The sequence below is a fragment of the Streptococcus marmotae genome (assembly GCF_001623565.1).
GTDB classification, from domain to species: Bacteria; Bacillota; Bacilli; order Lactobacillales; family Streptococcaceae; genus Streptococcus; species Streptococcus marmotae.
This window is the reverse complement of record NZ_CP015196.1, coordinates 2,093,626-2,111,831: the sequence shown is the minus strand read 5'-3', so window position 1 is coordinate 2,111,831 and position 18,206 is coordinate 2,093,626. Positions and strand designations below refer to the sequence as shown.

18 protein-coding genes are annotated in these 18,206 nt (G+C 39.8%); 6 read left to right on the top strand and 12 right to left on the bottom strand.

Translation table 11 applies throughout. From position 1 onward, the window contains the following. Nucleotides 1-24 precede the first annotated feature (24 nt). Nucleotides 25-1,146, bottom strand: a complete 1,122-nt coding sequence (locus tag A4H00_RS10255) for an NAD(P)/FAD-dependent oxidoreductase (protein WP_067090699.1) — start codon at nt 1,144-1,146, stop codon at nt 25-27. Nucleotides 1,147-1,241: 95 nt separating this feature from the next. Here A4H00_RS10255 and A4H00_RS10250 point away from each other — a divergent pair, with 95 nt between their 5' ends. The 6 genes from A4H00_RS10250 to A4H00_RS10225 all read left to right on the top strand — a co-directional run bounded on the left by A4H00_RS10250 (nt 1,242) and on the right by A4H00_RS10225 (nt 7,238). Beyond that, nucleotides 1,242-1,871, top strand: coding sequence for a GDSL-type esterase/lipase family protein (locus A4H00_RS10250; protein WP_067090694.1), 630 nt, complete (start codon nt 1,242-1,244; stop codon nt 1,869-1,871). Between the two features lie 47 nt (nt 1,872-1,918). After that, nucleotides 1,919-2,446, top strand: coding sequence for a signal peptidase I (gene lepB, locus A4H00_RS10245; protein WP_067090689.1), 528 nt, complete (start codon nt 1,919-1,921; stop codon nt 2,444-2,446). A gap of 153 nt (nt 2,447-2,599) precedes the next feature. Then, nucleotides 2,600-4,414, top strand: coding sequence for a glutamine--fructose-6-phosphate transaminase (isomerizing) (gene glmS, locus A4H00_RS10240; protein WP_067090684.1), 1,815 nt, complete (start codon nt 2,600-2,602; stop codon nt 4,412-4,414). A 671-nt stretch (nt 4,415-5,085) separates the two neighbouring features. After that, on the top strand, nt 5,086-5,727 hold the full coding sequence (locus A4H00_RS10235) for an amino acid ABC transporter permease (protein WP_067090682.1): 642 nt from the start codon (nt 5,086-5,088) through the stop codon (nt 5,725-5,727). An 8-nt stretch (nt 5,728-5,735) separates the two neighbouring features. Then, nucleotides 5,736-6,368 (top strand): amino acid ABC transporter ATP-binding protein, encoded by a 633-nt coding sequence (locus A4H00_RS10230; protein WP_067090679.1) that lies wholly within the window; start codon nt 5,736-5,738, stop codon nt 6,366-6,368. 30 nt (nt 6,369-6,398) lie between these two features. Beyond that, complete coding sequence (locus tag A4H00_RS10225; RefSeq protein ID WP_067090676.1) at nt 6,399-7,238, top strand: amino acid ABC transporter substrate-binding protein; 840 nt, start codon at nt 6,399-6,401, stop codon at nt 7,236-7,238. Between the two features lie 429 nt (nt 7,239-7,667). Here the strand turns inward: A4H00_RS10225 and A4H00_RS10215 are convergent, their stop codons facing one another. From A4H00_RS10215 to A4H00_RS10165, 11 genes are all read right to left on the bottom strand, one after another. Then, complete coding sequence (locus A4H00_RS10215) at nt 7,668-8,864, bottom strand: cation diffusion facilitator family transporter (protein WP_067090670.1); 1,197 nt, start codon at nt 8,862-8,864, stop codon at nt 7,668-7,670. Nucleotides 8,865-9,032: 168 nt separating this feature from the next. Continuing rightward, nucleotides 9,033-10,352 carry an ABC transporter permease family protein gene (locus tag A4H00_RS10210; RefSeq protein WP_067090667.1) on the bottom strand — a complete coding sequence of 440 codons (1,320 nt, stop codon included), beginning with the start codon at nt 10,350-10,352 and terminating at the stop codon, nt 9,033-9,035. Nucleotides 10,353-10,366: 14 nt separating this feature from the next. Then, nucleotides 10,367-11,098 (bottom strand): ABC transporter ATP-binding protein, encoded by a 732-nt coding sequence (locus tag A4H00_RS10205; RefSeq protein WP_067090664.1) that lies wholly within the window; start codon nt 11,096-11,098, stop codon nt 10,367-10,369. Next, the gene (locus tag A4H00_RS12035) at nt 11,095-11,910 is read right to left on the bottom strand and encodes a CPBP family intramembrane glutamic endopeptidase (protein ID WP_067090662.1); all 816 of its coding nucleotides are present in this window, start codon (nt 11,908-11,910) and stop codon (nt 11,095-11,097) included. The genes A4H00_RS10205 and A4H00_RS12035 overlap by 4 nt, the downstream gene beginning before the upstream one ends. Nucleotides 11,911-11,919: 9 nt before the next feature. Beyond that, on the bottom strand, nt 11,920-12,783 hold the full coding sequence (locus A4H00_RS10195; protein WP_067090657.1) for a DUF4097 family beta strand repeat-containing protein: 864 nt from the start codon (nt 12,781-12,783) through the stop codon (nt 11,920-11,922). Continuing rightward, nucleotides 12,770-13,354 carry a DUF1700 domain-containing protein gene (locus tag A4H00_RS10190; RefSeq protein WP_067090652.1) on the bottom strand — a complete coding sequence of 195 codons (585 nt, stop codon included), beginning with the start codon at nt 13,352-13,354 and terminating at the stop codon, nt 12,770-12,772. Before A4H00_RS10190 ends, A4H00_RS10195 begins: the two co-directional genes overlap by 14 nt. Continuing rightward, nucleotides 13,351-13,668, bottom strand: coding sequence for a PadR family transcriptional regulator (locus tag A4H00_RS10185; RefSeq protein WP_067090648.1), 318 nt, complete (start codon nt 13,666-13,668; stop codon nt 13,351-13,353). Before A4H00_RS10185 ends, A4H00_RS10190 begins: the two co-directional genes overlap by 4 nt. Nucleotides 13,669-13,795: 127 nt before the next feature. Beyond that, nucleotides 13,796-14,434, bottom strand: a complete 639-nt coding sequence (locus A4H00_RS10180) for a helix-turn-helix transcriptional regulator (RefSeq protein WP_067090644.1) — start codon at nt 14,432-14,434, stop codon at nt 13,796-13,798. Nucleotides 14,435-14,572: 138 nt separating this feature from the next. Next, nucleotides 14,573-15,793: a peptidase T gene (gene pepT / locus A4H00_RS10175; protein WP_067090641.1), complete on the bottom strand. Its 1,221-nt coding sequence runs from the start codon at nt 15,791-15,793 to the stop codon at nt 14,573-14,575. A gap of 22 nt (nt 15,794-15,815) precedes the next feature. Further along, complete coding sequence (locus A4H00_RS10170; RefSeq protein ID WP_067090637.1) at nt 15,816-16,631, bottom strand: Cof-type HAD-IIB family hydrolase; 816 nt, start codon at nt 16,629-16,631, stop codon at nt 15,816-15,818. A 316-nt stretch (nt 16,632-16,947) separates the two neighbouring features. Further along, nucleotides 16,948-18,144 carry a helix-turn-helix domain-containing protein gene (locus tag A4H00_RS10165; RefSeq protein WP_067090632.1) on the bottom strand — a complete coding sequence of 399 codons (1,197 nt, stop codon included), beginning with the start codon at nt 18,142-18,144 and terminating at the stop codon, nt 16,948-16,950. Between the last annotated feature and the right edge of the window lie 62 nt (nt 18,145-18,206).

The following is an 18,206-nucleotide window of genomic DNA, read 5'->3' as shown; positions in this document are numbered from 1 at the left end:
TGAAAGAGGGGAGTTTGTGTATTTTTACGGAGTTAGCTTGAGGGTAATATAGGAATCAGGTGAATAGGGCTGAGTGTCAAAATTAGTGGACTTTCCAAGGATAGATTGTGCTAACTGCCAACCGATAAAGGGACCGCAGGTGAGACCAGAAGATCCTAGACCACTTGCTACCAAAATAGACGGTTGATCGGATAGTCGTCCGTAGAAAGGTAGAAAGTCCGAGGTATAGGCTCGCGTACCAACTCGCGTATGACTAACTTGGTATCGCTCCAAATCTGGGATAAAGGAAGTAGCCGTTTCCTTCATTTGCTGAATTTTTTCCTCGTCAACGGTTAAATCAAAGCCTTGATCATTTTCATGGGTGGCTCCGATAACGAGTTTTCCTCCTTCAAATGGCAGAATGTCAATTTCCCCATGGAGCATACAGCCAGGCCAAGTATCTGTGTTAAAAGCAGTTTGGACTTCGAGTAATTGTCCCTTTTGCGGGACAATATCAACCGTATAACCTAAAGGCTGAAGGACTTGTGGCAACCAAGCGCCTGTTGCTAAGATAATCTCGTCATAGGGATAAATAGTTGTGCCTACGCTGACCTGCTTATTAGCCAAGAGTTGCGCCTGTCCCTTTATAATGAGACCACCTTGCTGTTCAACTAGTTTCTGCAATTGGTCAAGGAGCTGCCCACCGTCTACTCGTCCTCCACCGCGGGTAAAAACAGCGCCTTGCTCTGTCTCAAGAGGAGGGATAGATTGGGTTAAACCGCATCCTTTTAGGACGTCAAGTTCTCCAATCATAGGAGAATGATTCCTTCTTTCTTGAGCTAACTTTGCTAATTTCTCAAGCAAGGAATCCTTCTTTTTAAACACAAGGGTCCCTGTTTGTTTGTAGGGGAGTTGTTCGATGCCCGCCTCCTGTAAATCCTGCATCAAATCCAAATAAAAGGCGGCTCCTTTATCAACCAAGCGATACCAAGTTTGGTTGCGCCGTTGAGAAAGCCAGGGACAGATAATACCAGCAGCCGCTCTTGTAGCACTTCCTTTTCCCTCATCAATTAGGGTTATTTGTAAATGTGGATCTTTGGAAAGGTAAAAAGCAGCAGTAGAGCCGACAATTCCCCCACCGATAATGATAATCTTCTTTTGTTTCATAGTTCTAGTATAGCATTTTTCTCACTAGATGAGGGAATATTCTGCAAAATTGCGCTGATTCTGTGAAAATGTTAGAATAGAAAAAAGGAGAAGTTATGTCAGATATCATGTACCCAGAAGTCATGACGATTGGGAGTGGCGCCATTAAAGTGGCAACCGTTGGCGACAGTTTGACCTATGGTTATGGTTTGGAAAATCGAGAGCGGGATGCTTATCCCAGTATTCTAGCGGAGAAATTAGGGCACCATTATCAGGTCTTAAACTTTGGCTTAAGTGGCAGATCCCTACAATCAACCACAGACTATCCCTATTTACAGGAAAAAAATGCCCAATTGTCATTTGAAAGTGAAGCAGATATTGTTATCATCATGATTGGAAGCAATGATAGCAGAGGCCCCTATTGGAATAAAGAACGGTTTATCAGGGAGTATGGCGAGATGGTTGACCGTTACCTAGAGATGCCTAGCCAGCCAGATGTGTATTTAATGGTTCCTCCTTATGTACCAACCAGTCGATTTGGTCTGAATAACGAGATTGTACGAACAGAGTTACAGGAGATTATCCCTCGAATTGCTAAGGAGAAAGGTCTAGATTGGGTTAACTTTTATCCACTGACAGAAGGGCGCCTAGAGTATTATAGTGATGGTCTGCATCTGACTCCTCTTGGAAATCAGTTTGTTGCAGAGACAATCCATGCTGTCATCATGGGAGCAAGTCCCAAGTAATTTTTAAAAAAATATGCTATACTGGTAAGAGAGAAATGGAGAGGAAAATGGCAAAAAGGGATTTTATTCATCGCATGATTATGATTAGTTTACTGGCCCTAGGGATTATTGCACTGCGCATTTGGGTCTTTGAACCAGTCACTATTACCAAGCAAATGGCGAATCACTATCTCAAGGAAAAGGACCTTGTGATTGCAGTAAAAGGCAAGGAAATTAAGTATGGAGATTTTGTTTTATATCAAGTAGATGGTACAGAGTATGTTGGCCGTGTCATCGCAATGGAAGGCGATAGTGTCACCTATATGGATGATGTGCTATACCGTAACAACGAGATTGTTGAAGAACAGTATTTAAAAAAATCAGCCAATCACCATCAAGACTATTATACAGAAGACGTGATGATTCCGAGTGTGACAGAGAGAAATTATTTGATTTTAAATGATAATCGGAAAAATCGCGAAGATAGTCGGACATTTGGATTGATTTCCTCGCATCAAATTATTGGGCGTTTGACCTTCCGAGTCAGCCCCATTAGTGAATTTGGCTTTATCGATATTGGACTAACTCATGAGTAGGGTTAGTTTTTTTGTCCACAAATTAGACTATACCAATTTTAAATTTGACAAAAAAATATCTTTAATATATACTGTTTTTATTGGTTTTTTAAAATAAAAATATGACTATACCAATTTTTAAAAATAGTGAAATAGAAATGGATGGTAGTTAATATGTGTGGAATCGTTGGAGTTGTTGGAAATACAAATGCAACTGATATTTTAATTCAAGGACTTGAAAAATTAGAATACCGTGGTTATGACTCAGCAGGTATCTTTGTCGCAGGTGGCGAAAAGGGACACTTGGTCAAATCTGTCGGTCGGATTGCTAAACTGTCAGCCAAGGTTGGAGATACCGTAGAAGGGACAATCGGAATCGGTCATACACGCTGGGCAACGCATGGAAAGCCAACAGAAGATAATGCTCACCCCCATACCTCTCAGACAGGACGCTTTGTCCTTGTTCACAATGGGGTTATTGAAAATTACCTTGAAATGAAAAATACTTATCTAGTAGGTCATGATTTCAGGGGGCAGACAGATACGGAAATCGCGGTTCATTTGATTGGGAAATTTGTCGAAGAAGACAACCTGTCGGTATTAGAAGCCTTCAAAAAAGCCCTTCATATTATTCAAGGCTCGTATGCCTTTGCCTTGATTGATGCTGCAAATCCAGATACGATTTATGTCGCAAAGAACAAATCACCGCTTCTAATCGGTCTGGGTGATGGCTACAATATGGTCTGTTCGGATGCTATGGCTATGATTCGTGAAACTAGTGAGTACATGGAAATTCACGATAAAGAATTGGTCATCGTTACAAAAGAAAGTGTAGAAGTTACGGACTATGCTGGTAATCCAATCGAACGTAACAGCTATACAGCAGAGCTTGACTTATCAGATATCGGAAAAGGCACTTATCCGTTCTATATGTTGAAAGAAATTGATGAGCAACCAACTGTTATGCGTAAGTTGATCAGTGCTTACTCAGATGCAGAAGGTCAGATGACAGTTGAACCAGCCATTGTCAAAGCAGTTCAGGAAGCAGACCGTATCTACATCCTTGCCGCAGGAACTTCTTACAATGCGGGCTATGCTTCAAAGAATATGATTGAGGCACTGACGGATACACCAGTTGAATTGGGTGTGGCTTCTGAATGGGGTTATCACATGCCTCTTTTGAGCAAGAAACCTCTCTTTATTTTATTAACCCAGTCTGGGGAAACTGCTGATAGCCGTCAGGTATTGGTCAGGGCGAATGAAATGGGAATCCCAAGTTTGACGATTACTAATGTGCCAGGCTCTACCCTTTCTCGTGAAGCGACTTATACCATGCTTCTTCATGCAGGTCCTGAAATTGCAGTAGCCTCTACCAAAGCCTATACTGCACAAATCGCTGCTCTTGCCTTTTTATCAAAAGCAGTTGGAGAAGCAAATGGCAAGAAAGAAGCACATGACTTTGACTTAGTGCATGAACTGTCTATCGTTGCTCAATCGATTGAAGCAACCTTGTCTGAAAAAGATAGGATTGCTGAAAAGGTAGAAAAACTACTTGCAACAACACGTAATGCCTTTTATATTGGACGTGGCAATGACTACTATGTGACAATTGAAGCTGCTCTTAAATTAAAAGAAATTTCGTATATCCAGTGTGAGGGATTTGCAGCTGGTGAATTAAAGCACGGTACGATTTCATTGATTGAAGATGGTACACCAGTGATTGCCTTGATTTCTGCAAGTGAGAAAGTTGCAGCGCATACGCGTGGCAATATCGCAGAAGTCGTTTCTCGTGGAGCACACATCTTGACCATTGTCGAAGAAGGCTTAGAAAGAGAAGATGATGATATTGTTGTGAATAAGGTTCATCCATTCTTATCTAGCATTTCGATGGTGATTCCAACTCAATTGATTGCCTACTACGCCTCACTTCAACGTGGATTAGATGTTGATAAACCACGTAATTTGGCTAAGGCCGTTACGGTTGAATAACAGGATTATCCTCGCACCTCTTCTGCGAGGATTTTTTTACACTCTATTCCTATCAACAGTAGCAGTTTTCGATACATTATTAAATCGAGCGGATGCAAGTAACCTCCTTCGGAGTTTCATTACTAACTGTTGCGTCTACGGTCTCAACATTTCCGCTCTTCGGGGCTGGGACAAAAGTCCTGATCTTATTATTTGGTAGAGCGCAGTAGTTGTCTGGTTTGTAAAACGTTGACCAATCAATATTCTAGTAGAAGAGGCTAGCAAACAATTCTTTGCTAGCCCTATTTCCACCCTTTCACCATTCTCAATTGCAAGGAGCGAGTTACGCTCGTTCTATTTCCAGTCTTCCACAATTCTCAATTGTGGAAGCTAGTCAACATGCGGATATTGACAGTCAGGAGAGTGACTGTCAATACCCGAGCTTAGAAACTAGAGAGCGAGGACAGTCCAGTGGACTGTTAATACTTGAGTCTAGAAATGAGAAAGCGAAATTGACAAAATCAACTTCCTACGAAATAACGATTGAGTCCTTACTCCCATTTTTTGATAGAGTTATTTGACAAAATATGGAATAATTTTTCGTTTTATGTTATAAAAATACAGGAAAAAGTCTTTTCATTTTCAGAAATTTCTGTTATACTATGTTTTAATTATTATTTTTGGAGGAGCTTATGGGGTATATTATCGAGATTTTACCGAGCTTATTAAATGGAGCTTTGGTATCGTTTCAGGTCTTTGTGATGGTGTTGATTTTGTCTCTTCCATCTGGGGCATTTGTAGCTTTTTTGATGAAACTTCCTTTTAAGCCCTTGCGCTGGTTTTTGCATCTTTATGTGCTCATCATGCGAGGAACTCCCTTACTGCTCCAGCTGATTTTTGTTTATTATGTTTTGCCAAGCATTGGCATTACCTTTGATCGAATGCCTGCCGTTATTATTACCTTTACTTTGAACTATGCAGCTTATTTTTCAGAAATCTTTCGTGGGGGAATCGAAGCCATTCCGGCTGGGCAGTATGAGGCCGCAAAAGTATTGAAATTTACTCCAGTTCAGACTATTCGGTATATTATCTTGCCTCAAGTAGTGAAAATAGTCCTACCGAGTGTCTTTAATGAGGTGACAACCTTGGTCAAGGATACTTCTTTGATTTATGCGCTGGGAGTGAATGATTTACTCCTTGCGAGTCGAACTGCTGCTAACCGTGATGTCAGTTTGGCACCTATGTTTATCGCAGGCGCCCTCTACTTGCTGATGATTGGTCTTGTGACACTTGTAGCCAATCAAATTGAGAAAAAATTCGAGTATTATAAATAGGAGGTCTTATGTTAGAATTACGCAATCTTTCCAAACGATTTGATCAAAAGCAGATTTTTTCCAACTATGACCTCGTGATTCCTGAAGGAAAAATTGTTGCCATTGTTGGTCAATCAGGAGGCGGGAAAACCACCTTGCTTCGGATGTTGGCAGGTCTAGAGAGTATTGATTCTGGTCAGTTGATTTACAATGGAAAAGAACTCCCGTTAGAGGAGCTGGAAAAACGACATCTGCTGGGCTTTGTTTTTCAAGATTTTCAGTTGTTTCCACACTTATCAGTGCTGGAAAATCTGATCTTGTCGCCCATCAAAACGCAGAATATGTCTCGTACCGTGGCTGAAAGCAAAGCCCGTCAATTGCTTGAAACTCTTGGTTTAGCTGGTCATGTGGACGCCTATCCCTATTCCTTATCAGGGGGGCAGAAACAGCGGGTTGCCTTAGCACGCGCTATGATGATTGACCCTGAGATGATTGGCTATGATGAGCCAACCTCAGCTTTGGATCCTGAGTTGCGAAAAGAAGTAGAGAATCTCATTCTTGAAAATCGTAGGACTGGTATTACGCAAATTGTAGTAACACACGATATGCAATTTGCTGAGAATATTGCCGATGAGATTATCAAGATTGAGCCCAAACATTAGTATGTATAATCCAGAAAAGAGGAGTAGAATATGAACGTAAAATCAATCGTAAACGGTGCAGTAGCAATGGTCGCAAGTTTTGTACTTGCAGCATGTGGAGCTGGAGATTCAACTGCAAAGAAGGACAACTGGTCTAGTTATGAAGACAGTAAGAAAATCACGATAGGCTTTGATAAAACATTTGTGCCAATGGGATTTGAAGAAAAAAATGGTCAATATACAGGATTTGATATTGAACTAGCGACAGCTGTTTTTAATAAATACGGTATCGCGATTGAATGGCAGCCAATTGACTGGGACTTGAAAGAAACAGAGTTAAATAATGGCAATATTGATTTGATTTGGAATGGCTATTCTGCAACTGATGAACGCCGTGAAAAGGTCTTATTTACAGATGATTACATGGCCAATCTCCAAGTCTTGGTGACGAAAAAATCATCTAATATTGAAACAAGTGCGGACATGAAAGACAAGGTGCTTGGTGCACAGGCTGGTTCATCAGGTTACGCAGTTTTTGAAGCGCAACCAGCAATCTTAAAAGATCTTGTTAAAAATAATGAGGCAACCCAGTACGCAACCTTTAATGAAGCCTTGATTGATTTGAAAAATGATCGGATTGATGGGCTCTTGATTGACCGTGTTTATGCGAATTATTACTTGCAGCAAGAAGGTCTGATTAAAGACTACAATATTATTGATGCTGGTTTTGAGAAAGAAGCCTTTGCTGTCGGTGCCCGTAAGGTTGATGCGACCTTGGTGGAGAAAATCAATGCAGCCTTCAAAGAATTATATGCAGACGGCAGTTTCCAAAAAATCTCTGACAAATGGTTCGGAGAAGATGTAGCTGCAGATGCTATCAAGAAGAAATAGTGCTCGTCAAAAATCAAGATCTGGCATCGTTACCTCACCTTGCTGAACTCTAGTTCTACCAGCGGTTTCGTTGCCTAATCAGATGTTGACTTTTATAGAGCTCAATTTGTAAAATTAAGTTGGACAAAAAGCTAGAAGGTCTAGGATCTTCTAGCTTTTCATTATAAAAAATGGTATAGTAATGGTGAGAGGAAGGAGTGGTTGGCCATGTCTGCGGAATTGTTTCATTTTTTGATCTTTGTCAGAATTTTTGCCCTATGCTGGATTCTTTACCGAATTTACCAGTTGAGAAAGACGAGACCTAGAAAACTGGTTTTCCTTGCCTTTCTTATGTTTAGCATTTCTTTATTATATGCGATTGTGAACTTGATACAGGTTATTTGGAAATAGTAGCTGACAAGATAGGAAAAGCTGATACTAGGTGTAACACTAGTTCAGCTTTTTTTCTGTTATTTGGTGAAAGACGACTTGCCAGACTTCGTGGCGCCGCCAAAGAGAGGTGTGGACTTTGTTTCCGATTTCAAATGTTACTAGCTTTGATTTTTGGCTGACTGAAACCATTTGGAAATTGGTCAGATAGGTAGATTGAACATGGTGTATTTGAAGCATTTGGTCCTTATTGAGATACTGACCTTGTTCATCAATCAGGAGATACCGATCCTCAATCAGCTGTTCATAGCCTTTTTCATGGGCCTGAATTTCGGATTCAAAGCGATAGAGTTTATCAAAGACATGTTCATACATCTCATCGTGAGGAATTTCAGAAGGTTCTACGTGGATATCCACATCAAAGACACCGTGTTTTAAAATTAGGAGCTGCTCTACTTGTTCCGTTACTTCATGGCTTTCATAGACAGACAGATCAGGATTCATTTCCAAAACAACATCCAGATAGATGTTAGCACCGTATGTCCGACCCCGTTGGGATTTGACCGCACTAATCTTGGGTAGTTTGAGAATATCTGTTTCGTACTTGTTAAGCAATTCCTCATCAAAACCGTCTGATAAAGTAAAGAAGCTCTCCATGAAAATCCCGTAGGCTGTTTTTAAGATGAAGAAGGTAATGATAATGGCTGCGATTTTATCGACAATTGGAAATTGAAAGGCGGCTGCTACAACAGCAATCGATGTCCCGATAGACGTCAGCGCATCAGATAAATTGTCCTTAGCGGTAGCTTCAAGAGCCTTGGAACGAACTCTTTTTGCTAAGGCTTTATTATAAAGATAGACAGCAAGCATAACGATAGCAGATACAATTCCAACGATAGCTGCCATGATATCAATTTCAGCTACTTCTTTATTAATCAGTTTTTGAAGGGTACTATGGAGAACTTGAAAACCAACGACAAACATGATGAAAGATGTTATAAGACTGGCTAAATCTTCCATTTTCCAATGGCCGAATTTATGATCTGTATCTGCAGGTTTCTGTGCCATTTTAAGTCCAACCAGCACAGCGATATTGCCAATAATATCTGAAATGTTGTTAAAGGCATCCGCCGTGAGGGCGTCCGAGTGAAAGAGAGAGCCTGTTGCTAATTTTGCCCCAGATAGGAGGACATAGGCGGTGATAGAGACAATGGCCCCACGTTCTGCCAGTTTTAAATTCTGTACTTGTTGCTTCATAGTCCATCCTTTCTACTTGCTTCATTGTAGCAGAATGGGCAGGAATTTTCAAGGGGAGTAAAAGTAGGATAAAAAGAATCAAAATCGGTCATTTTTATTGTTTTATTAGTTTGACGTATCGATTCACTAGTAAATGAAGGAGTGGAGTCGATTGTTAAAAAATTGCGATTAAGCGTCATTCCCCTTAGTAAATGGATTCCCCGAAATATTCGTTAGGAAAAGCATAAGGAATAAGATACAGCAAATCATTAGTCCTGGAAGGAATAAGCCGGAACGATTTGCGAGATTTTGATGATTTTCTATTAAGATACTTCTAATGAGAAGAAGGAATAGACTATTGATACAAAATGCGACAAAGAAAATAGTAAGACAATGGATGAAAGCTTCCCATAATTTAATGATACATAAGTGATACAAGGAAACACCTAATGTATCCAATTGGGATTTATTTTCCTTCTCTTTTTCAATAGATAATAGGGTAATCGAAATAATATTACTAAGAATAATGAGAAGTGGGGCACCGAGGTAGATGAAAAAGGAGATTTTCAGTTCTAAATCAGCATTTTCTTGAAATAGATAAAAGATATTTTGAGATAGTAATTGGAAACCTGCAATTAAGGTAATCGCTGATAGGATGGATGTATTCAGTGATTTTAAGTAGAGTGTCCGATGAAGAATTGTCCATCTTGCAATAATAGGAGCGTAATGTTTCCTAAAAAACATAGCCGAATAGGCTCGTATCAGAAATACTTGGAGATATGGTGACAGGAGATTAATGAGAAAAAGATTGGTGAACAGAAGATAAAATAGAAAGAGTGATTTGTTTATCATTGTATTTGGTTGAAAAATTTGATTGATAAGATAGGCTTCTAAAGATAGGCAGATAAGTCCTATTGTTATTTTAGGAATCACTCTGAAGAAGCGTGTCACTTTGTTCTGTTTTTTATCTTGAGCTTTGAGGATCTTTCGTGTATGAAATAGCCCACTCAGAAAAGCAAGGCTAGTAAGGATTGCGATAGAAGAAGCACCTGCTAGTAAATTGAAATGAAGAGGGATGTCTGGAATCCAGTCTTTACCAAAGAATTGTTGAAGAAAATAATAATAATGATGGGTACTAGGTATGGAGATAATGTAGCCAAGAAGGCTAGCTAAGCTTGCAATAAGTGCCAACTGTCCTCCAACAAGGAGAGAAATTTGTGTACGATTTGCTCCTAATAGATCCCATAATTCGTAGTCTTTTTTGAAAGTGTCAATGAGTAGCTGAATGGCTGTCGAAATGGTGAAAAAAAGCGTTATTCCTCCGAAGACAATCGGAAAGACAAAAATAGGTATTGGATCATTGACCTGTGAAGCATGAAGAATCTCCCTAATAGTAAAAATACCATTTAGTGATAGCCCGACAATGATACCGGAGACGAGAAAGAGTGGAATCATACTAGACCATTGCTTTTTAGAGAATTGAAACTGATAAAAGATAAGCTGAAGCATGGTTCTCCTCCTCATTAATCGAATGTTGAAATGCCAAGTGCTTGGTATAGTACATCAGGGGAAGGTGAGTCAATATCGTGAGCAATTTGACCATCTTTTAAAATGAGTGCTCGGTCTGTTTGAGAGGCTAATTCGATGTCGTGCGTGACCATAAGAACACATTTTCCTTTTTGGGCTAGTTGCTTTAATAAGGTGAAAATGACTTGACGAGAGCCACTATCTAAAGCTCCTGTAGGTTCATCTGCAAACACAATAGAACTATCTGATAGGATAGCGCGTGCAATGGCCACCTTTTGCTGTTCTCCACCAGAAAGATGTTTGACAAAGGCATGGATGTCTGCCTGAAACTTCATTTGTGATAGCAGGTTGCGAATGGTTGCTACGGGAACAGGTCGATGGGATAGCCGCAAGGGAAGGGCAATATTTTCAAGGACTGGTAAGGCCGGAAGTAGGTTGTAGGATTGAAAAATAAAAGCAATATGATTCCGACGCAGTTTAGCAAGTTGACTATTTCGGAGTTTATAAGGATTTACCCCATTGATGCAGATAGCCCCACTAGAGGGAATAAGAAGACTAGACATGCATTTTAGTAGGGTTGATTTTCCAGAGCCACTGATACCAAGAATGCTGATAAATTCACCGTATTGGGCTTCAAAGGAGATATCCTTTAAGACAGAAATGGTCTTGTGCTGATCGATTTGAAAATCTTTCGATAGATGTGAAACGCTTAGTGCTGAATGGGTCATGAGAGGTCCTCCTTAATTACATTTCCTATCTTCCTCCAAGCAAATCCAGCGACAAGAAGATAGCCAAGCATTGCTGGAAGGGTAATGTCGACTCCATATTGTCCGCCCGTAAGGAGAGGAGTTGAAGATGGGAGGATGAGTGTTGCTATAGTTTCTGGATTGTTTATTGTACCGATGGCTATCAAACTTGTCATACTGTTCCATGCGACATGTAGGATCCAACTATTGAGAAGAGAGTGACTTTCTATCCTGATCAAAGCAAACATTGTACCGACACTTGTTCCAGCAACTAATAAGAGGAAGGTCTCTATGAGGTCTAACTTGCCATTAAATAGGTGAAGGGTTGCAAAAATGAACGATGGTATCAAACAAGCAACACCCAGTCCAAACCGATCTTGGAAAAGTTTTTGTAGAAATCCTCTGAAAACAAGCTCCTCAGCAAAGGCTACCGCTATTCCTCCAACGAGGATAGAATGTATGAACAAATCATTCATTATTATGCCCTGATTCAAGTAAATTTTACCTCCTATTAGGAGATAGAAAGCAAACACACCTGTCGGGAGAAGAAGACTTACGAATAGCCAAATCGGTTTGAGAGAATTTCTGTTCCCTAAGAGGAAATGAAAATCCTTGTGAAAGTAGCGCCTGGATAAGAGTTGAACAAGAAATAGACAGGTAGCTGGATAGATAATGGCTATTATCGCTTGTCGAATAGCATATTGAGGAAAGAGAGTGGAGATGAGAAAAGCAACTAGTTGACTAACACTAATAGCTAGAATGGCAAGTAGAGTTCCTGAGATAACTTTTTTCATTATCCACCTCTATTGCACCCGAATGTCACCTGCATTGGTTTCAAGAATGAGGCGATTCTGGGAGTTGGGTTGGTTTTGGAAGTGATTGGATACGCTACCGAGGTCTGTGTTTGCTTCAATGTTGACAACTGTTTTAGGGTTGAGTTGCAGGTCAATGTTGCCGATGTCTGTAAAGATGCTATTTTGTCCAGTTAGGCTGAGGTTAGTTGCGGTAATATCTCCGGTATTTAAGCTAATCGAGCTTTTGTTCAACAGGCTAGAGCCTTCTTTGACAATTGGGGGAGCTAGGCTGACATCTGCCAGTTGAATTTCTCCTGCATCGACATCTAAATGGAGTGTACCGATGTCGACGTTACTTAGTTTGACAGGGCCAACATTGACAGTTAGTTCGGCAGTATCAATGGTAATGTTTTTAAGATCAATATCTCCTATATCAACAAGACCTTTCAGCTCTTTTAGGCTTGTTCCCTTAGGTACTTCAAGGCGCGGGATGCGTTCTTCAACCCAATTTTGCTGACTAAGATGTAGAACGATATCAAGTAGACCGTCCGTATTGATGAACGAGTTCGGCTGATTATCGTTGATTGTCAGTTGTTTATCTTTTAATCGGTAGTTTACAGGCGGAAACTGATCTTTCAGGTAGTGATAGTAACTCAGATGAAACTGCTTATCTTTTGACGGAGCGATAATGATACTCGTTTGAATATCAAGCGACTCTACCTTGTCAAAGTCAATGGTTTCTAACTTTCGATTGAGATCGACTTCTTGTTTCAGATTCTTCCAACCGCCTAGTAGAAAGCCCGCACCTGCAAGGCTGAGTCCGACAAAGAGAAGAGTTAGACAGGTTTTGGTAAAACGGTTAAATGATTTCATAGCGGTTTCTCCTAATAATTTTTTCTTGCATCAAGTGAATAAGAGCAAGGACAGTCTTTTTTCCAAGAATAATTGTCATCTGTGTACCAAGAAGCCCTAGAGTAATAGCGGCTAGTCCAAGTCCAATAAAGAGGAGTGAGCTACTCCAGGCGATTGAAAGAACCTGAAAAGCTGTAAAGATAAATCCGATGCCTAAAGCAATCGCACTAATCCATATAGAAGCTAGGACCAAGAGGAAACTGAAAACCAGGATAATAGCGGTCAAAAACAAGGCCAAGAGGGTCAGAGCTAAAGGAAAGGCTAAAGGAGCTGCTAGGATACTGAGTATTACAATGAGAATGGTATTTTTAGCCGTAGCAGTACCCATCTCAGTCTTTTTATCATAGAGTTGGTTCAGGATTTCGCGTGCAGCCTGCTTGGGACTACCTAGCTCAGCAATGACCTGTGCCTCGTTTTCTAATCCAGCTTCGTCAAAGTATTCATTAAAATGTTCCATGGCATCTTGATAATCCTCTGCTGGCAAGCGTTTAAGATATTTCTGTAATTGAGTGATATAGTCGTTGCGTGTCATTTACGTAAGCTCCCTTCTATAATACCGTCTATATTGTCCTTGTATTCCGTCCATTCGGTTTGCAAAAAGATAATCTGCTTGCGACCTTGGTCGGTAATTTTGTAATATTTGCGCTTGCGCCCTTGAAATTCTTGAGAATAGGTCGTCACAAAGCCTGCTTTTTCGAGTTTTTTCAGAATGGGATATAAGGTTGATTCCTTAATATCAGCTACAATCTTAACGGTCTGACTGATTTCATATCCGTAGGAGTCCTGTTTTTCGACAATCGATAGAATCAGAAATTCAATTAAGACAGAGGAAACAGGATAGTACATACGTTCACCTCTCTTATATATAAATATTTTATATATAAATTATATACATATTGCCAAAGGAAGTCAAGAGTAATATATAAATTTTTTATATAATAAAAACAAGCACCTGAAAAAGTGCTTGATTCGTCTATTTCATTAGGAGAACTACTAAATGCTGGAAATCAATAAAGGATGTAAATTGTCCCGTTTGGAGTTCAATTCCTCTTTCATTGACGGCAGTTACTTGGCTGAAGAGATAGTGATTTCCACCCCAGAATTGGTTGGTATTCGTGTAGGCTTTACATTTTCCCAAAGCAATTTGATTGTAGGGAATATACTCCTCTTCTTTTTTGACCAGAATATCGATACAGCGACCGAGATGAAAGTAGCCGTAGCGTTGCCGCTTTTCAAAGCAGACCATATTTTGATAGATCCCAACGATTTTGACATTTCGCAGAACTTGGTACCACATCGTATTAAGGGAAACATCGCAGACCTTTCCTAGATAGTCTTGAATAGCAAAACTTGCATTCCGCTGTGGCTCAATCTCTGGTTCAGGATGATGTTGGTCTTGCTGGATTGGAAGATCAATGTCATCACGGACCAGTTGGTCCAAAGTCATATCGACAAAATCAGCTATCTTGATGAGAATGTGCAGATCAGGAATAGCAGTGCCATTTTCCCACTTGGAAACTGATTGGCGACTGACCAGAAATTCTTCAGCGAATTGTTCCTGTGACAATTGATGAATGGTGCGAATGAAACGAATTTTTTCATGTAGTAACATATAGGTCACCTCCTATCCTTACTGTAGCAAATGCAAGGATATTTGCCAAGAAAGCTCAGTTTACATCTTGCTACTGTTGGTTGCGGTGGGGAAAAAACGCCCTAATATGCGTTGAAGGGCGTTTATCGTATTGTATTTTTATTGGTGTCCCACAATTCCTAGAATGACATCGACAGCTTTTTCCATGGTTTCAAGGCTGACAAATTCAAAGCGGCCATGCATATTCTCACCACCTGCAAAGATATTTGGTGTTGGAATACCCATGAAGGAAATTTTTGATCCGTCGGTTCCACCACGAACTGGCTCAATGATTGGTGTGATGTCAAGATTTTCCATAACTTCTTTAGCAATGGTAATGGGGGTCATATCCTTTTCGATGATTTTCTTCATGTTATAGTATTGGTCATGAAGGTTGACGATGACGCGTGGTGTGTCAAAATCTTGATTCATCTTCTCAGCAATATCTAGCATCAACTGTTTGCGGGCTTCAAAATCAGCTTCTTCAAAATCACGAATGATGTATGTTGTTTGTGCTTGATCAACGCTTCCTGACATGTCCATCAAATGGAAGAACCCTTGATACCCATCTGTTTTTTCTGGGCGATCTGCTTCTGGGAGAGCATTATGGAAGTCAATTGCTAGTTGGAAGGCATTGATCATTTGATTTTTAGCAGACCCAGGGTGAACATTTCGTCCAAGGAAATCAATCTTAGCACCAGCAGCGCTAAAAGTTTCGTATTGGAGTTCGCCGAGTGGACCGCCATCCATCGTATAGGCAAAATCAACATCAAAATCTTCCACATCAAATTTATCTGCTCCTACACCGATCTCTTCATCTGGACCAAATCCGACCCGAATTTCGCAGTGTTTGATTTCAGGATGAGCTACCAGGTATTCAATGGCTGTCATAATCTCAGCAATTCCTGATTTATCGTCAGAACCAAGCAAGGTAGTTCCGTCTGTTGTAATCAAGGTTTGCCCGTGATAGTTGTTTAATTGCGGAAAATCTTTTGGATGCAATTCAAAACCAGATGTCCCAAGGGCAATCGGATTTCCGTCATAGTTTTCAATAATCTGCGGATTGACACCTTCGGCATTGAAGTCTGCGGTATCCATATGGGCAATAAAGCCAATCTTACGTGTCAAAGTAGGGTCATTGGCAGGGAGTGTTCCTACGGCAAATCCATTTGGCAAGTAGTGAACATTTTGAAGTCCGATGCGTTCCATTTCAGGAAGCAGGATGTTTTGGGCAAATTCAACCTGATTTTGCGTACTAGGTGTGGTAGTGGACGTCTCGTCAGAGCGTGTATTTTCTTTCACGTAGACAAGGAATCGTTCTAAAAGTGTAGGGTATTTCATGATTTTCTCCTTTTGGTATTTTTTATTGCTGTAAGATATGTTTATAAATGGCTTTGGCAACGCCATCGCAGTCATTGGTATCCGTAACGTCATCTGCCAACGATTGGACAAGATCGCTAGCATTGCCCATTGCAATACTTAGACCAGCAAATTCCAACATTTCAATATCATTATTGGCATCACCCATCGCCATAATTTCTTCGGGTAAGATTCTCAAGTGTTCTGCAAGCTTTTTGAGAGCAGAAGCCTTATTGGCACCTGTTGGCAAAATTTCAAGTAGGACATCTTGTGAGCGTACGGCATCGAAGTCCTTACGGAGTAGGTCAGCATAGTTGCTTTCAAAGGCATCAGTGGCTTCTTTTGTTCCGACATACATGGCTTGGAACAGATGACGGCTCTGGTTGGTTGCGTTCTCCATGCTTAAAATCGTTGGCTCTACAAAAACAAGATGAGCATCTGTCCGTGAATATTCATTTGGTTCATCTTCTAAGACATAATAATGCTCCTCGTCAAATAAGGTCAGCTGCATCTCACTTTCTGGAATAAAAGTTGCTAGATACCGAATTTCATCAGGGGATAGTTCTGCCCAGTCAATCAGTTTCCAGTCACTCGTTTGATGAGTGGAGCAGCCATTATTGACAATGACATATTCATTTTCTGCATCCAGTCCTAGTTGGTCAAAATACGGCTTGACCCCTGGAAGCATTCTGCCAGTACACAGTACGAGCTTAACCCCCATTTCAATCGCTTTATGAATCGCCTCAATCTGTGGTTGGGTCAGTTGCTTCTGACTATTCAACAAGGTCCCATCCATATCAAGAGCTAGTAATTTAATCATACACACCTCCTCAAGTATTCTATAGACTAGTATAGCATAAAAAAACAATCCGGTGGATTGTTTTTTCACGAGCCGAGAAACGAGAAAGCGAGTTAAGGTCCAGCGGACTGTTTTTCCCGCGCTTGTCAAATGGAAAAGCGTGGTTAGAAAGGTGGATTGTTTTTTCACGAGCCGAGAAACGAGAAACCTAGTTCTCTGTTGATAATTCTAGCAATGAAATTCATTTGTGACCCCAAAGTTTTTGAATGTTGCAAAAATCTTTTCTATCTTGATATTAACATTTGAAAGCGAGTAATTGTAGGCTTTATTCTCTTTTTTATTTATTAGGAGGCAGCTGATAGTCTTTTCGATAGGTGTTAGGTGTGCACTGATAATATTCTTTGAATAATTTAGAAAAATAGCTTGGTGATGAAAAATATAATTGTTGACTGATATCCTGAATCGACATTTGACTGTATCGGATTAAATCTAAAGAATAAGCGAGCCTTGCTTGCTGGATATAATGAATGATATCAATATTAAATTCTTTTTTAAATTTTCTAGTGAGATAATAAGGTGAATAGTTAACCAGTTGAGCCAGTTCTTCAACAGAAAGTGGTTTATCTAAATGACTATCAATATAATCACGTACAATCAGTAAATATTTATTTTTTATAGGAGATTCTTTCGTTTGATGGACACGATTTACAAAGTCTTCCATCATAATATTGTTAATATTTGTGAGTTCAGAAATCGTCTGACATTTTTCAGTAGAACGAATATAATAATCGCTGAGAGGGTAGGCAATTGCTGGGCTGAGTCCTCCTCTTATGGCTGCTCGAGATACAAGTACAACGCTTGCTAATATCATATTTTTTACCTGTCTTAGAGAATCATTATTGCTAAGATGCCCAACATTTCGGTTAAGGGATAATTCACTAAGTTTTTCCCGAAAATTCGAATTCCCTTCTTCAACTAATTGCATAATTTGTGATTCAATCAACCAGGCACTGTGATTAGGCGAGTTCTCCGAATGATGGGAAGGAATTTTTTCTTCGGAACGATTCTCTGCTAAAATTTGATGAAGGGCAATTTTTTCTTTCGTTAATGTATAATGAAGCATCATACCATTTTGGAGGAGCGATAGTATTGGTGTAACAGGAATGTTTTTCAGATAATTCTCTAATTCAATTCTATTTGAAAAGGAAATAGCCAGCTGTTGCACATAATGAGATATCGGGACAGGGTCAGGGTCTGATAAATATACAGGACCTAAAAAGAAAACGTTCTTCAACTCATTATTTTCTTTTTCAATAGCAACAAACCAAGTTAAATTAATCTGATTTGATAAAATGAATGGTTTATCCGTTGCTAGACCTTGGACAAGGGCTTTGTGAACTAGATTTTCTTCAGTTAGTAGTATGTTTAGTAAAGGATTATTATCGCTAGATGGATTTTCTAGTCTATCGTAACAAACTAAATCTAAATGATAAGCATAACTTATCAATGTTTTTAAAAAGCTGATTTCTTCCATGGCTACCTCACTAAATAGTATTATTTTGTTTTTTCTGTTAAAATTTAGCCAACTATCCACAT

What these genes read in the sequence shown, in the direction of transcription:
- A4H00_RS10255 (WP_067090699.1), bottom strand. Translation starts at nt 1,146, where the DNA reads ATGAAACAAAAGAAGATTATCATTATCGGTGGGGGAATTGTCGGCTCT.
- A4H00_RS10250 (WP_067090694.1), top strand. Translation starts at nt 1,242, where the DNA reads ATGTCAGATATCATGTACCCAGAAGTCATGACGATTGGGAGTGGCGCC.
- lepB (WP_067090689.1), top strand. Translation starts at nt 1,919, where the DNA reads ATGGCAAAAAGGGATTTTATTCATCGCATGATTATGATTAGTTTACTG.
- glmS (WP_067090684.1), top strand. Translation starts at nt 2,600, where the DNA reads ATGTGTGGAATCGTTGGAGTTGTTGGAAATACAAATGCAACTGATATT.
- A4H00_RS10235 (WP_067090682.1), top strand. Translation starts at nt 5,086, where the DNA reads ATGGGGTATATTATCGAGATTTTACCGAGCTTATTAAATGGAGCTTTG.
- A4H00_RS10230 (WP_067090679.1), top strand. Translation starts at nt 5,736, where the DNA reads ATGTTAGAATTACGCAATCTTTCCAAACGATTTGATCAAAAGCAGATT.
- A4H00_RS10225 (WP_067090676.1), top strand. Translation starts at nt 6,399, where the DNA reads ATGAACGTAAAATCAATCGTAAACGGTGCAGTAGCAATGGTCGCAAGT.
- A4H00_RS10215 (WP_067090670.1), bottom strand. Translation starts at nt 8,864, where the DNA reads ATGAAGCAACAAGTACAGAATTTAAAACTGGCAGAACGTGGGGCCATT.
- A4H00_RS10210 (WP_067090667.1), bottom strand. Translation starts at nt 10,352, where the DNA reads ATGCTTCAGCTTATCTTTTATCAGTTTCAATTCTCTAAAAAGCAATGG.
- A4H00_RS10205 (WP_067090664.1), bottom strand. Translation starts at nt 11,098, where the DNA reads ATGACCCATTCAGCACTAAGCGTTTCACATCTATCGAAAGATTTTCAA.
- A4H00_RS12035 (WP_067090662.1), bottom strand. Translation starts at nt 11,910, where the DNA reads ATGAAAAAAGTTATCTCAGGAACTCTACTTGCCATTCTAGCTATTAGT.
- A4H00_RS10195 (WP_067090657.1), bottom strand. Translation starts at nt 12,783, where the DNA reads ATGAAATCATTTAACCGTTTTACCAAAACCTGTCTAACTCTTCTCTTT.
- A4H00_RS10190 (WP_067090652.1), bottom strand. Translation starts at nt 13,354, where the DNA reads ATGACACGCAACGACTATATCACTCAATTACAGAAATATCTTAAACGC.
- A4H00_RS10185 (WP_067090648.1), bottom strand. Translation starts at nt 13,668, where the DNA reads ATGTACTATCCTGTTTCCTCTGTCTTAATTGAATTTCTGATTCTATCG.
- A4H00_RS10180 (WP_067090644.1), bottom strand. Translation starts at nt 14,434, where the DNA reads ATGTTACTACATGAAAAAATTCGTTTCATTCGCACCATTCATCAATTG.
- pepT (WP_067090641.1), bottom strand. Translation starts at nt 15,793, where the DNA reads ATGAAATACCCTACACTTTTAGAACGATTCCTTGTCTACGTGAAAGAA.
- A4H00_RS10170 (WP_067090637.1), bottom strand. Translation starts at nt 16,631, where the DNA reads ATGATTAAATTACTAGCTCTTGATATGGATGGGACCTTGTTGAATAGT.
- A4H00_RS10165 (WP_067090632.1), bottom strand. Translation starts at nt 18,144, where the DNA reads ATGGAAGAAATCAGCTTTTTAAAAACATTGATAAGTTATGCTTATCAT.